The sequence below is a fragment of the Paenibacillus gallinarum genome (assembly GCF_014836635.1).
In the GTDB taxonomy this organism is placed as follows: Bacteria; Bacillota; Bacilli; order Paenibacillales; family Paenibacillaceae; genus Paenibacillus; species Paenibacillus gallinarum.
The window spans coordinates 279,014-292,880 of the sequence record NZ_JACSQL010000002.1 but is presented as its reverse complement, the minus strand read 5'-3'; the positions used below and the strand labels follow the sequence as shown (position 1 = coordinate 292,880).

Genomic DNA, 13,867 nt, shown 5'->3' with positions numbered 1-13,867 from the left:
ACGAACAATACCATTTCGTAAAGATCACTCGAAAACGAATCGTTCAAGGATCTATGAAATGGATTCAGACATGCTATATCAATTCACTGAACATATTTTTTATGCGTTCGAAAAACCCCGGTTTTTGTTCTTCTTCCGGAGCCGGATTCGGCTTAACTCGATTGGTTGGTTTCTTGTTATTGCTTCCGCCACCGGGATTATTATTCGCTGGTCTTATTTTGATACCGCGAATGACGTTATGCAAAATCCCCACACCGCTCGTATAGCCTGGATCCCTTACACCGATATAATCCGGCACTGCGATTCTAACTGAAGCAGCAAGTTCGTGTCTAGCAACCTGTAACACACCTGGCATCGCTACAGTACCGCCTGTTAGTATATAACCTCCAGGTAGCTCTGTATAACCCAGTCGCTTCACTTCTTGATGAATTAATTGGAAGATTTCCTGCACACGAGGTTCTATGATCGCTGCCAAATCTTCCTGAGTAAATTCTTTATCCACGTTACTGCCAATACGCGTTACTTTGAATACTACATCACTAGCTGCATCATCCAGCCAAGCACAACCATACTTAAGCTTGACCTTCTCAGCTTGCTCTGTCAAGGTTCGCAGTCCGTAAGCAATATCGTTAGTAACAAACTCACCACCAATTGGAAGTGTCGAAGTTGCAACCATGGATCCTTCTTCAAACACAGCAATTGTGGTCATTCCTGCACCGATATCAACCAGTACAGAACCCATTCCTTTTTCATCTTTGGATAAGGACAAAAGCCCTGCTCCAAGAGACATGAGCACCAGATCTTTAACTTTCAGTCCTGATTTCTCAACGCAGCGCAACAAGTTATGTATGGCAGTCTTCGCCCCTGTAATGATCGTCGCTTCTACTTCAAGCCTAACACCGATCATACCGCGAGGATCCTGAATTCCTTCAAGACCATCTACTACATACTGCCTTGCCACTACATCTATGATCTCACGTTCCGGCGGGATCGCGATGACTTCTGCTGCTTTCAACACCCGTTCCATGTCTTCTTCACCGATCTCGCGGTCCTCATTTGATACTGCCACAACACCGTGACTTGTCATAAGCCCGATATGATTTCCAGAGATCCCGACATAAACTTCGGATATTTGAATACCGACCATACGTTCCGCGTGATCTACTGCATTGCGGATAGATTGTACAGTCTGGTCAATGTCTACAATTGCACCTTTACGAATTCCTTCTGAGTCGGCAGATCCAACTCCAATAATATTAAAGGTTCCATTATTAATTTCCCCAATAATAGCCCGAACTTTGGATGTACCGATGTCCAAACTAACAATGATGTCATTGTTGCTCAAGTCTGTGGCACCTCCTGACTCCGATTAATATACGTTCTTTTAAACAAACACTCTCTACATATTCAACACGTTTAAGGCTTTCCCTCTTTTTTCAACAAATTTTTTGGGTGCCTTCATATGGAGATAAGAAGCTCATACCAACTGCCTTTACTCAGGTTGAAATGAGACATGTCTCCTAATTGTCTCTAAGTTTGTTCACGAGTTTAACCGTCACAAACGATTCTAGTCAAATTTTAAAGAAAAAAGAAGGAAATAAAAGCAAGATGCATATAGTGTAAAGTGTAACATTTTTTTATACGATCAGAAAGTGCTATCTTCACATGTCCATTGTTTTCCATTATAATTGCAAAAATTTAGGTTATTCACCTGTCTCTAATTCCTCATCTTCCGCTGTGTCTGGAATAAAAGGTTCATAGGCATCTGCTTCAAGCATGGTGATTATCCCTGGCTTTTCCGTTTCAATCACTTGATTCAAGTAGCTTACCTTCTCTTCTAATAAAGAAACCGTAGTAATGACTTCAAACTGTGATTTCGTGTAGATTTTAATCCGATCTGGAAACGATGGGGTAGGCGATGGCATAATTTCGGAAATATCTGTAGTGAGTTCATTAGGTATGTTTTTAAGTACCTCAGATAACTCTGTCTTTAGCGGATCGCTATCCTCCCAATGTGTCAAAATCGGTTTTTCTACTGCCATTCCGCTACCAGGAAGCGTAACACTCACTCCACTGGATAAAATTGCATGAAGCTGTCCGTCTGCAGCCAGTTCGTAAGCTACTGGATCGTATTCTTTAATGTGAATTACTATTGTACCTGGGAACTGCTTGTCCACTGTTGCCTCAGATACAGAAGCAATCTCTTCCAACTTCTTCTCTATATCACTGCCATTATCACTAAAAAACGGATTACCCACTTGAAGGCCGCTCTTTGCTAAAATCTCATCTTTAGTAGTAAACACATTCCCATCAATCTGAACCTGAGAAATTTTGCTAACTGGTGATCTGAAAAATATGGCAGCAAGTATAGCAATGAATAAAAGGATTAAGATCGTGATCAATTTACGGCTTGTTTTACGTTTTGGCATGCTCTCTTTTTTGAGAGCGGGCAATTGATTTTTTGGCATAAATCTCCGCTCCATAAAAGCCCTATTGTCCCCTCAAAAAGAGGGGACTTTCAAGGCAAGTTTGTGCTTAAAATGAAACTGATTGGAATATATATAAGCATAGTTATTCTCACTGACCAGGATGATAACAATTACGGTGCAACAAAACTCACCGGCTGACGTTCCACAGAAGCCCCGAGTGATTGAAACAACTGCTCAATCCGATCATAACCCCGATCAATATGATGCACTTGTTCAACGACTGTTCTTCCTTGTGCGGCAAGCCCTGCAATAACAAGTGCAGCACCAGCGCGTAAATCTGTTGCTTCTACTGTGGCTCCATAAAGCCGTGGAACACCACGTATAAAAGCTGCGTTCATATCGACAGAAATATCAGCACCCATTACATTCAGTTCATCAACATGCTTAAATCTTGCTTCGAAGACGGTCTCTTTCATAACACTAAATCCATCTGCCAAACTGAGTAACACCATAACCTGAGACTGAAGATCTGTAGGAAACGAAGGGTATGGTGAAGTAACAATACGATCAACCGCTTTAGGTCGCCCCAAACAGCTTACGTTTATTATATCATTGCATACACTTGTTTGAACACCGGCGCGCTTCAGTACATGGATAAGAGAATTTAAGTGTGCAGGATTGCAGTGAGTAAGTGTGACATTTCCCCTTGTTGCAGCAGCTGCAATCAGAACCGTTCCTGCCACAATCCGGTCCGGTATAATCTCATAGGTACATGAGGTTAAACGTTCGACTCCATGAATCGTAATCGTACTTGTGCCCGCCCCGATAATGTTTGCACCCATCGCGTTCAGGAAATTTTGAAGATCCTGAATTTCGGGTTCTCTTGCTGCATTCGTAATCGTTGTCGTCCCTTTGGCTGTCGCAGCAGCCATCATAATATTCTCCGTAGCTCCAACACTTGGAAAATCAAGTTGTACATCTGCACCAATAAGTTTCTTAGCACGGCAGGTAATCTGAGAATCTTTCTCCTCAATAACCGCACCCAGCGCCTCGAGCCCCCTCAAATGCAGATCTATCTTTCTTTCTCCAATTGCACATCCTCCAGGCTGATAGATGGACACTTCTCCAAATCTTGCAAGCAAAGGACCCATTAAAAAAATAGAGGAGCGCATCTTGCTCATTAAGTCTTCCGGTACTCTTGCAGAACTGACTAAGGAAGTATCAATCGTTACTTTCCCTAAGTCATGCTTTGCACCACATCCGAGCCGTTCTAAAATGTGCAACATCACCTCAATGTCGAGCAAATGAGGTACATTATGGAGCTGCGTGTTTCCTTCTGCAAGTAAACTTGCTGCCATGATAGGCAAAGCAGCATTTTTAGCTCCATGGATACGTATGGATCCTGATAGGGGTTTCCCGCCTTCAATCACCAATTTGTCCAAGTGTATCACCTCCGAGTTTACCCGTTCACCCTAGTTCTTGATCGCTTCGACCTGGCTTATACCGTCCATTTCATCGCCTGATCGATAAGCGTCCACAAGGTAGAACGTCCTCTGCTGTTCCTTTCCAGGATGCGCATCACCGCGATATTGGCGCTGCTTCGCAATTCCTTTCAAGTCAGTTCAGCGGATAATAGTATTGTTTGTGACACACCCGGACAATTACTTCGTCCAAAAGGTGAATGTCACAATTGATAAGGTATCTTATGTAAAGAGTACCTTGTGTGTGACAATCGCCTAGGACAGTTTTACGTTACCTGGAGACTTTTATATTTCATTATTATTTTGTCGCAATACGTTTCATTTCAGCTACTAATACGGAGGCAGAATCCGGTTTTCCCAGACGTTTGGAAGCTTCCATCATGGAACGCTGAACTTTTTCGTCTTTCATTACCTCTTCAATATTTTGGAATAAGGTAATACCCGTAAGATCCTTCTCAAGCAGCATCCGAGCCGCTCCCGCTTTTTCAAGCGTTCTTGCATTCGCTTCTTGATGGTTATTGGTTACATTCGGAGAAGGAATGAGAATAGCAGGAATTCCAAGCGATGTAATCTCCGCAAGAAAAGAAGCGCCGGCCCGGTTAACGATTAACGAGGTAGCTGCGAGAACCTCAGGCATGTTATGCACGTATGGGAGAACATGTAGTTGACTTGGAATATGTCCCAAACGTTCTTTTATTGCCTGAAGCGTTGATTCATAATAGCCGTCTCCTGTTACGTATACCACATGAACTTCGCCTAAGTTCTTCAGCTGCTCAGCCATTTCGATCATTGCATCATTGATTGCTTTGGCTCCTCTGCTACCGCCTACTACTAGCACCACTTTGCTTCCTTTCGGAATACCTAGCGATGCAAATCCACGCTCTGGGTTTGCATGTTGTACCGTAGTAGCACGGGGATTACCGGTGTAGATGGTGTTCTTAGCTGAAGAGAAGGCTTTCTCAGCCCCTTCAAAGCTAACAGCCACCGTATCGACATACCGACTCAAAAACTTGTTAGTGAGCCCAGGAATCGCATTTTGTTCATGTATAATGGTTGGGATACCTAGTTTTGCTGCAGCATACACAACAGGACCGCATACATAACCGCCAGTACCTACCACTACATCCGGTTTAAATTCCTTCAGCATTTTTCTGGATTCCTTTACAGCTTCAAGAAAACGAAGGATCGTTTTCACATTATCAAACGATAGTTTTCTTTTAAAACCAGATATTTCAATCGATTTAAAAGGGATGTTCTCTTGTGGAACAAGTTTGCTTTCCAGCCCCTTTTTACCTCCGATATATAAAAATTCCGCCGTTTTATCTTCTGATTCTAATTGTCTTGCGACAGCAACAGCCGGATAAATATGTCCGCCTGTCCCGCCGCCAGTAAGTACAACGCGCATGAATACCGTCACCTCGCATAACGTGATAAATTAAGTAAAATTCCAAGTGCTGTAAGCATCAGCGTCAGAGATGAACCTCCATAACTGATCAATGGGAGCGTGATCCCCGTAACAGGCATCAGCCCAATAACAACTCCAATATTAATGATTACCTGAACAGCAACCATTCCCACAATTCCTACCCCAAGCAGACTTCCAAAAGCATCCGGAATCGTCATCGCAACTCGCATCCCTCTCCATACCAGCATCAAAAAGAGTACAAGTACGATGAGGCCGCCTATAAACCCAAGTTCTTCGGCTAGAATAGAAAAAATAAAGTCCGTTTGCGGTTCCGGAACATAACTATATTTCTGTCGGCTCATTCCAAGACCCAGCCCTCCCAGTCCCCCCGGACCGATCGCGTATAGGGATTGGAGAATTTGATAACCAGAACCTAACGGATCTGACCAGGGATCAAGAAAAGCGGTGATCCGTTGCAGACGATAAGGTGCTGCTGCGATAAGGCCAGCAAAACCCACTAATCCACCCAAACCAAGAAACAGCAAATGTTTCATTCTTGCCCCCGCCGTAAAAATAATCAGCATAGAAGCTCCCATCATTACCGTGCCGGTTCCAAGGTCTGGTTGAAGCATAATAAGACCAAATGCGGTTCCCATTAAAGCAAGCGGCGGCAATAAACCCGATGTAAAATTTTTGATTGCAGCCGGGTCTTTACTGAGCCATTTGGCCAGAAATAAGATCATCCCGAGCTTCATAAACTCGGAGGGCTGAATACCGAACGAACTGATTCCGAGCCAACTTCTCGCTCCGCCGCGAACAACGCCGACTCCGGGAATCAATACGATAATAAGCATGATAAAACAAAAAATAAGGATATACTTTGCATAATTGCGCCAAATCCGATAATCCACATTTGCAGTAAAAAACATGGCAGCTAGCCCCAGCCCCGCAAATAACAACTGCCTCTTTACAAAATAGAAAGAGTCGCCGTATTGACGGAAAGCCAGGACGGAACCCGCACTGTATACCATTACAAGACCGATGGCAAGTAAAGATACAATGCAGATGATCAGCCAAAAATCGGGCGCCGGACGGGTCTGTTTCATTGGAGGCCACCTCTTACATATGTAGTAGGGGCTTATCCAACCCCCCTACTTACAGGTTATGCACCGCCTCTTTAAAAATGCGTCCACGCTCTTCATAGGAAGAATACATATCCCAACTTGCACATCCAGGGGATAGTAGAACCACATCTCCAGGTACAGCTATCGAAGCGGCAATCGAAACCGCCTTTCTTAGTGTATCAGCGGCATCTACCTCATTATCGACAACCTGGATTTCCTTTAATCCGGCAAGTTTCGCAACTTCCGCCAATTTGTCTTTTGTTTGACCCAGCAAAACGACAGCTCTTACTTTTTCACTGAAAACAGCAAGTAAATCCATATAATCTGACCCTCGGTCAAGTCCACCTGCAATAAGGACAATAGGTTCCTTAAACGAGGTAAGTGCCATCGTCGTTGCTTTTGAATTTGTTGCCTTTGAATTGTTATAGTATGCCGTTTCATTATGGGTAAGAACGTACTCGAGTCGATGTTCTACTCCTCTAAAAGAAGAAAGCGGTCCATGAAGTACATCAGGTGATGCTCCAGCAGCAATAGCTATGGCGCAAGATGCAAGTGCATTATCTACATTGAATCGACCTGGAATTGCAATCTTATCCACAGATATAATCGGATGAACCTTGCCTTCCTTATCTCGATAAACAATGGTTCTATTGATATCATCCTCTACATTTGCTACATAAGGAGGATCAGCATAAACACCGGTTTGGAGAGCCTCTGTCATCGAAAAAGGAATCAATTCCCCTTTAATATAAGGTACGAGCTGTCTGCATACGGGATCATCCCAGTTTAGAACAGCCTTGTCTTCTTCCGTCTGATTAAGAAAGAGTTTTGCTTTTGAAGCAACGTAATCTTCCATTCCTCCATGGTAATCGAGATGAGTCTCAGATACATTGAGCAGACAGCTGATAGCTGGTTTGAAGTCTGTCGTCCCTTTTAGCTGAAAACTACTAAGTTCAACGACCATAATATCCTTCTCTGTAGCTGCGGTAGCCGCCTCTGAAAGAGGTGTTCCAATGTTACCGGCAACAATCGGTGATAAACCGGCTGCATCAAGCATCATTCCCACCCAAGTGGTCGTAGTTGTCTTTCCATTTGAACCGGTAATACCGATGATCGGTGCCTTGCACAAGTGATAAGCTACTTCTACCTCAGTGACTACTTCAATACCAAGCTCGATTGCCTTCTGAATCGGTGCCACTTTGTAAGGGATACCCGGATTCTTCACGAGCAAAGCAACATCTTCGTGAATGAGGTCATCTGGGTGACCTCCGCATAGAACAGAAATTCCCAAAGCCTCCAATTCGGATGCTTCGGGACACTGTTCTCTCTCTTTTTGGTCATTGACCGTCACATGAGCTCCAGCTTGATGGAGCACTTTAGCAACTTGAACGCCGCTCTTGGCTAGGCCAAGGACCACGACGTTCTTTCCTTTGTAATTCTCCGGATGATTCATAATTACAACCCCTTGTAGATGAAGAGTCCGAGTCCTGCAAGCAGCAGTCCTACGGCCCAAAACGTGATAACAACACGCCATTCAGACCACCCAGACAATTCGAAATGATGGTGAATCGGGCTCATTTTAAATACCCGTTTGCCTCTTGTTTTAAAAGAAATAACCTGGATTACAACGGACAACATTTCCACAACGAAAACACCGCCGATAACTAAAAATAGTAGTTCTGTCTTCGTGACAATGGCAATAGCTCCAATCGCACCGCCAATGGCCAGTGAACCTGTATCTCCCATAAACACTTTGGCAGGATGCGCATTGTATACTAGAAAACCAAGTACTGCACCGATCATTGCAGCTGCACATACCGCAGCAGGAAGTGAAGTTGCCTGCATTGCCACAATCGCAAATGCACCAAAGGCGATTGCACTTACTCCAGAGAGCAGTCCGTCAAGTCCATCTGTAAAGTTTACTGCATTACTAATAGCAAGCATCATGATGACGATAAACGGATAGTAGAACCAGCCGCCAAAATCAAATCCAAAGTCCGTACCTGGCACGGAAATCTCTGTACTATGTCCGTTTTGAATGAGCAAGAAAGACATAATTCCAGCGAAAATCAATTGACCAATGAGTTTTTGCCTCGCTGTTAAACCAAGCGATCTTTTAGCGACAATTTTGATATAATCATCAAGAAATCCAATCAGACCAAACCCTAAAGTAGCCACGAGCAGAACATAAAAATCTGTGTTTTTAACAGGAGCAAACTTTAGAAATGCAAGTGTAAAAGCCAAGACGATGACTACTCCACCCATCGTAGGCGTTCCTGATTTTTTAAGATGGCTTTTCGGACCATCCTCTCTGACCTGCTGTCCAAACTTCATTCTTCTTAAAAGTGGAATAAGTAAAGGGGCTGCAATCACTGCAAGAATAAAAGATACCCCGATTGTTAAGAGCATTAATTGAAAATCCATGAAAACACCTCTCTAGTTAACTTCAGATCTGTAATGGTTCCGTAATTAAGGCATTCGCCACATCTTCCAGCTTCATTCCCCGGGATGCTTTTACAAGCACTACGTCCTTAGAATTCATTGTATCCTTAAGGTGGGAAATTAAAGCATCCTTATCTTCAAAAGCGAACACTGCTTCAGCAGGCATGTGCTGCCGTGCGGCTTTGGCAATGTAAGAAGACAAGGGACCATATGTGAAAACCAGATCAAGCTTATCAGGTGTCAAATATTGTCCAATCTCTTCATGAAGTTCTTCCTCTCTCGGTCCAAGCTCAAGCATATCGCCGAGTACTGCCACTTTGCGAGAATATCCAGAAAGACCAGCAAGAGCATCAATCGCAGCTTTCATCGCTGTAGGACTCGCATTATAAGCATCATTAAGTACCGTAATCCCACTCGTACCTTTTAGGACCTCAATTCGCATCCCTGTTAGTTTTATCTCAGAAAGACCTTTTTTCATATTTTCGTAGGACACGCCATAATGTCTTGCAACAGCAAGTGCGGCGAGTGCATTCACCACGTTATGTGCACCAATCAGTGGAATAGATAACGCTTCTTCCCCCGATCGTACCGAAGTAAATACCATTCCTTCAGGGTGATTCATCATTCCCGTAGGGAAATCATCATTCGTATGATTCATACCAAAAGTAAACCGTTTAAATTCCATCGGTTTTTTGGTCGCAGGTTCTGCAAGAACACGATCTGCTAAAGGATCATCACCGTTATATATCAGAAGTCCGCCATTTTTGAGTCCTGCCATAATCTCCAGCTTAGCCCGAGCAATTTCTTCTCTTGAACCCAGCTGTAACAGATGCGCTTCTCCAATATTCGTAATAACGGCTACATCTGGACAAGCAATTTGCGTTAGACGTTCTATTTCCTGACGCCCGCTCATCCCCATTTCCAAAATCGCAATTTCCGCATCTTCAGGCATACTTAGAATCGTTAACGGCAGACCGATATGGTTGTTAAAGTTCCCTTGTGTCTTATGTACCTTAAAGGTAGTAGATAAAAGGGAGTACACCATATCTTTTGTCGTTGTTTTACCGTTGCTGCCCGTAATTGCAACTACAGAAGCACCGCTCTCTTTGAGATAGGCAGCTCCGATCTCCTGAAGTGCCGTTAGCGTGTCATCAACGAGGATGACTGCACCTTCAGGTGCATCTCCATGGTCTCTTTGCCACAGTGTCCCTGCAGCTCCCGAAGCCAGGCAGGCAGACGCATATTCATGCCCATCAAAATGCTCCCCTGTCAGCGGAACAAATAATTGTCCCGCTGATGGTTTGCGTGAGTCCGTGTATACTCCTTCGATGAGCGTTTCACGGTCACTTTCTCTTACAAGGGTGCCGCTGCACATATGTGCTATTTGACCTAACGTTCTTTTTATCACTTTGTTATTCCCCTTATCGCTTCTTTCGCCACGAGACGATCGTCAAAATCTGTTTTTACAGTTCCGATAATCTGGTAAGTCTCGTGACCTTTGCCCGCTATCAATACTACATCGCCTGGGCTTGCCAGTTCAATAGCACGTTTAATGGCTGCCTTACGGTCAACAATCAACTCATATTTTTCGGATGGAACACCATCTGCAACTAATCCCTGCTTGATATCTTCAAGAATGGCATCCGGATCTTCTGTCCGAGGATTATCAGAAGTAACAAACACTCTATCACTGTATTTAGCAGCGATTTGACCCATGATTGGACGTTTTGTGCGATCACGATCTCCACCGCATCCGAAGACACAGAATACTTCTTTTTCAGCAAATTCGTTGACTGTACGCAGTACATTCTCGAGTCCATCCGGTGTATGAGCATAGTCTACGATCACTGCAAACGGCTGACCTTCGTTCACCGCTTCTACCCTGCCATCAACACCTGGAATGGCTTCAAGGCTACGCTTGATCGAATCAAGCTCAATCCCTTCAAGCAGAGCTGCAGTAATCGCTGCGAGCGCGTTATACACATTAAACTTACCCACCATACGAAGCTCTACATCCACACTTCCTTTAAAGGAATCTACGTGGAAGGAAGTGCCTCGTGCTGTAATTTTAATATTTGAAGCCCGCACGTCAGCATCAGCATCGATTCCGTATGTAATCACTTCAGCTGAAGTAGAATCCGCAAAATAAGCCGACGCTGCATCATCTGCATTAAGAACCGCATACTTGCGTTTATGAAGGTCCCCATCAAATTCGTTGCCTAATCTAGCAAAAAGTAGGGATTTCGCACCTCGGTACTCCTCCATCGTGTGATGATAGTCCAGGTGATCCTGAGTGAGGTTCGTAAACACCGCAGTGCGGAATTCGGTTCCTTTTACGCGCCCTTGCTGCAACGCATGAGAAGAAACTTCCATGACACAGTTTTTCACGCCTGCCTCAACCATATGATAAAGACTACGCTGCAAATCAAGAGCTTCTGGTGTTGTTCCTGACATCGGGAACGTTTGACCGGCATAACGCATTTGAATCGTTCCAATAAGGCCAGTCTCTGATTCAGCATCATTCAATATTTGTTCAATCAGATAAGTTGTCGTTGTTTTTCCGTTTGTACCTGTAACGCCGATCAGGTTCAGCTTCTGACTCGGGTGACCAAAAAAACAATCCGAGAATACAGCCATTGCAAATCGACAGCTACTTACAATTAGTTGAGGTACATCGAGTTCAAGTTTACGCTCCACGACAAGTGCAACTGCACCGAGGGCCACTGCTTTGTCAGCATACTCATGACCATCTACGGTGTGACCAGGTAGACATATAAACATATCCCCTTCTTGAACTTGTCTTGAATCGGTTTGAATTCCTTTGATTTCTGTGTTTCCATTGCCGGAGAGTTCACATACTGCCAGCAGGGAAGCAAATTGTTTTAACTGCACATGTATTCCTTCTTTCCATAAAATAAGACGTCATCCTTACCTATTGTATCCGTTACTTGCCAGTATGGTCCATAGATAGATGAGTAAAAACGTTAAGGCTCTTCTTTTTCATTTTCTGCCTTTGTCTTCTCTTCGCTCTGATGCGCATCTTCCGGTTCACTACCCATGTAGATTCGAATGGTCGAACCGCGTTCCACCCGTGCACCTGGTTTTGGAGCTTGACTCACTACTGTTTTTCCAGACCCAGATTTCGACAGCATGAAGTTCATATTAAGATCTTCATAAAGGTCCTGCACTGTCGCCCCTGTAAGATCAGGAACAGTAACGATCGGTGTTTCGCCATATTTGTATTCCTTAGCAATCTGATCACTCCGAGCCGGTATCTGCAAATAGTGAAGCGAATCTTCCAGTATATTCTGTACGATTGGCGCGGCAACAACGCCTCCAAATTGAATTCCTTTCGGATTATCAACCGCCGTATATACTACAATCTGCGGATCATCTGCTGGAGCAAACCCGATAAAGGAAACAATGTGTTCCGTCGACGAGTATCTTCCATTAATTACTTTTTGTGCCGTACCCGTCTTTCCGCCTACTCGGTACCCATCAATAAATGCCGGGCGGCCTGTTCCTTTAGCCACTACACTTTCGAGAGCTTCTCGAACCTGCTTCGATGTTTCTTCAGATATGACTTGCCTAACCAATTCAGGCTTGGTCTCTTCTACTATTTTACCTGTCACCGGATCAACCCAGGCCTTGGCTACAAATGGTTTGTACAGTTTCCCACCGTTAATGGCGGCAGAGACGGCCGTAATCTGCTGGATAGGAGTAACAGATACCCCTTGACCAAAAGCAGTCGTAGCAAGCTCTACAGGTCCTACCTGTGAAAGTTTAAATAAGATCCCGGAGGCTTCCCCACTAAGGTCAATGCCTGTTTTGGAGCCGAAACCGAAGTTTTTAATATACTTGAAAAGCGACTCTTTGCCAAGTTTTTGACCTAGTGCAACAAATCCTGGATTGCAGGAGTTTTCCACAACTTGTAAAAAACTCTGGCTACCATGGCCGCCTTTCTTCCAGCACCGAAGTCTAGCTCCACCGACTTCAACAAAGCCCGGATCGAAAAAGCGATCATTCTTGAGATCGACTTTCTTTTCTTCGAGAGCAGCAGCGAGCGTAATAATCTTGAAGGTGGAACCCGGCTCATACGTCATCCATACCGGTAAATTCCGATTATATATATCAGCGTCATATTCCTGATAACTACCCGGTTCATAACCTGGGCGGCTCGCCATTCCCAGTACTTCGCCTGTTTTCGGGTTCATCGCAATAGCAAGAGCCGAATTAGCTTGAAATTTGACCATAGCTTGATCAAGTTCACGTTCTATAATAGATTGGATCGGTTGGTCAATCGTAAGTTTAAGGTTTAGTCCATCTTGAGGAGCTTGATAAGTCTCGCTTGATCCCGGCATTAATCTGCCTGCGGCATCAGAGAGATAGGCAATACCTCCACCAATTCCGTTCAGATTATCGTCATACGTTTTTTCAACACCGGTCAATCCCTGATTATCAATTCCGGTAAACCCAAGAATATGACCTGCAAGATCCCCAAAAGGATAATAACGTTTATTGTCTTCAGCTACAACAATGCCCGGAAGCTCTAAATCACGAATCTGCTGTGCTTTCTCCATCGTAATTTTGCGGCCCCCGGGCTTTATCTGTACTATTCTTTCTTTCTTCGAGATGATACCCAGTACTTTTTCCTTCGTCATACCTAGTAAGGGCGCTAAAGCCGTAGCAGTCTGCTCCTTGTCCTTAATCTGTACAGGAATAGCCATCACGGATGGCGTTGTAATATTGTAAGCAAGAGAAATCCCGTTCCGATCAAGGATTTGTCCTCTTTTTGCTGTGTACGGAATTTCTCTTCGCCACAAATTCTCCGCTTCTTCCGATAATTGTGGTCCTTTAACAAATTGCACATAAGCTAAACGTACGACTAGTGCTGTAAATAAAATAAGAAGTATCAGCATGCACCATAGCAAACGGCGACGAAGCATCACACTGGACACTTTGGCCATATTCATCTCCCCCCGACTT

Annotated in this window: 10 protein-coding genes; all 10 read right to left on the bottom strand. The window is 44.1% G+C overall.

The annotated features are described in order from the left end of the window. Positions 1–73: 73 nt before the first annotated feature. The 10 genes from ftsA to H9647_RS06175 all read right to left on the bottom strand — a co-directional run bounded on the left by ftsA (position 74) and on the right by H9647_RS06175 (position 13,848). On the bottom strand, positions 74–1,345 hold the full coding sequence (gene ftsA / locus H9647_RS06220; protein WP_191798897.1) for a cell division protein FtsA: 1,272 nt from the start codon (positions 1,343–1,345) through the stop codon (positions 74–76). 358 nt (positions 1,346–1,703) lie between these two features. Further along, a complete protein-coding gene (locus H9647_RS06215) occupies positions 1,704–2,468 on the bottom strand; it encodes a cell division protein FtsQ/DivIB (protein ID WP_191798896.1) in 765 nt (254 codons plus the stop codon). A 131-nt stretch (positions 2,469–2,599) separates the two neighbouring features. Continuing rightward, entirely contained in the window at positions 2,600–3,871 is a 1,272-nt protein-coding gene (gene murA / locus H9647_RS06210; RefSeq protein WP_191798895.1) for a UDP-N-acetylglucosamine 1-carboxyvinyltransferase, read from the bottom strand. A gap of 337 nt (positions 3,872–4,208) precedes the next feature. Then, a complete protein-coding gene (murG, locus tag H9647_RS06205; protein ID WP_191798894.1) occupies positions 4,209–5,315 on the bottom strand; it encodes an undecaprenyldiphospho-muramoylpentapeptide beta-N-acetylglucosaminyltransferase in 1,107 nt (368 codons plus the stop codon). 8 nt (positions 5,316–5,323) lie between these two features. Continuing rightward, the gene (gene spoVE / locus H9647_RS06200; RefSeq protein ID WP_191798893.1) at positions 5,324–6,421 is read right to left on the bottom strand and encodes a stage V sporulation protein E; all 1,098 of its coding nucleotides are present in this window, start codon (positions 6,419–6,421) and stop codon (positions 5,324–5,326) included. Between the two features lie 49 nt (positions 6,422–6,470). Beyond that, positions 6,471–7,892: a UDP-N-acetylmuramoyl-L-alanine--D-glutamate ligase gene (gene murD, locus H9647_RS06195; protein ID WP_191798892.1), complete on the bottom strand. Its 1,422-nt coding sequence runs from the start codon at positions 7,890–7,892 to the stop codon at positions 6,471–6,473. A gap of 2 nt (positions 7,893–7,894) precedes the next feature. Beyond that, positions 7,895–8,863 carry a phospho-N-acetylmuramoyl-pentapeptide-transferase gene (gene mraY / locus H9647_RS06190; protein ID WP_191798891.1) on the bottom strand — a complete coding sequence of 323 codons (969 nt, stop codon included), beginning with the start codon at positions 8,861–8,863 and terminating at the stop codon, positions 7,895–7,897. Between the two features lie 22 nt (positions 8,864–8,885). Beyond that, a complete protein-coding gene (locus tag H9647_RS06185) occupies positions 8,886–10,286 on the bottom strand; it encodes a UDP-N-acetylmuramoyl-tripeptide--D-alanyl-D-alanine ligase (RefSeq protein ID WP_318245278.1) in 1,401 nt (466 codons plus the stop codon). Continuing rightward, a complete protein-coding gene (locus H9647_RS06180) occupies positions 10,286–11,773 on the bottom strand; it encodes a UDP-N-acetylmuramoyl-L-alanyl-D-glutamate--2,6-diaminopimelate ligase (RefSeq protein WP_191798889.1) in 1,488 nt (495 codons plus the stop codon). The genes H9647_RS06185 and H9647_RS06180 overlap by 1 nt, the downstream gene beginning before the upstream one ends. 92 nt (positions 11,774–11,865) lie before the next feature. Further along, positions 11,866–13,848: a stage V sporulation protein D gene (locus H9647_RS06175; RefSeq protein ID WP_191798888.1), complete on the bottom strand. Its 1,983-nt coding sequence runs from the start codon at positions 13,846–13,848 to the stop codon at positions 11,866–11,868. Positions 13,849–13,867 lie beyond the last annotated feature (19 nt).

Coding starts and splice junctions, on each gene's coding strand:
- H9647_RS06215 (WP_191798896.1), bottom strand. CDS start 2,468: ATGCCAAAAAATCAATTGCCCGCTCTCAAAAAAGAGAGCATGCCAAAA.
- murG (WP_191798894.1), bottom strand. CDS start 5,315: ATGCGCGTTGTACTTACTGGCGGCGGGACAGGCGGACATATTTATCCG.
- spoVE (WP_191798893.1), bottom strand. CDS start 6,421: ATGAAACAGACCCGTCCGGCGCCCGATTTTTGGCTGATCATCTGCATT.
- murD (WP_191798892.1), bottom strand. CDS start 7,892: ATGAATCATCCGGAGAATTACAAAGGAAAGAACGTCGTGGTCCTTGGC.
- mraY (WP_191798891.1), bottom strand. CDS start 8,863: ATGGATTTTCAATTAATGCTCTTAACAATCGGGGTATCTTTTATTCTT.
- H9647_RS06175 (WP_191798888.1), bottom strand. CDS start 13,848: ATGGCCAAAGTGTCCAGTGTGATGCTTCGTCGCCGTTTGCTATGGTGC.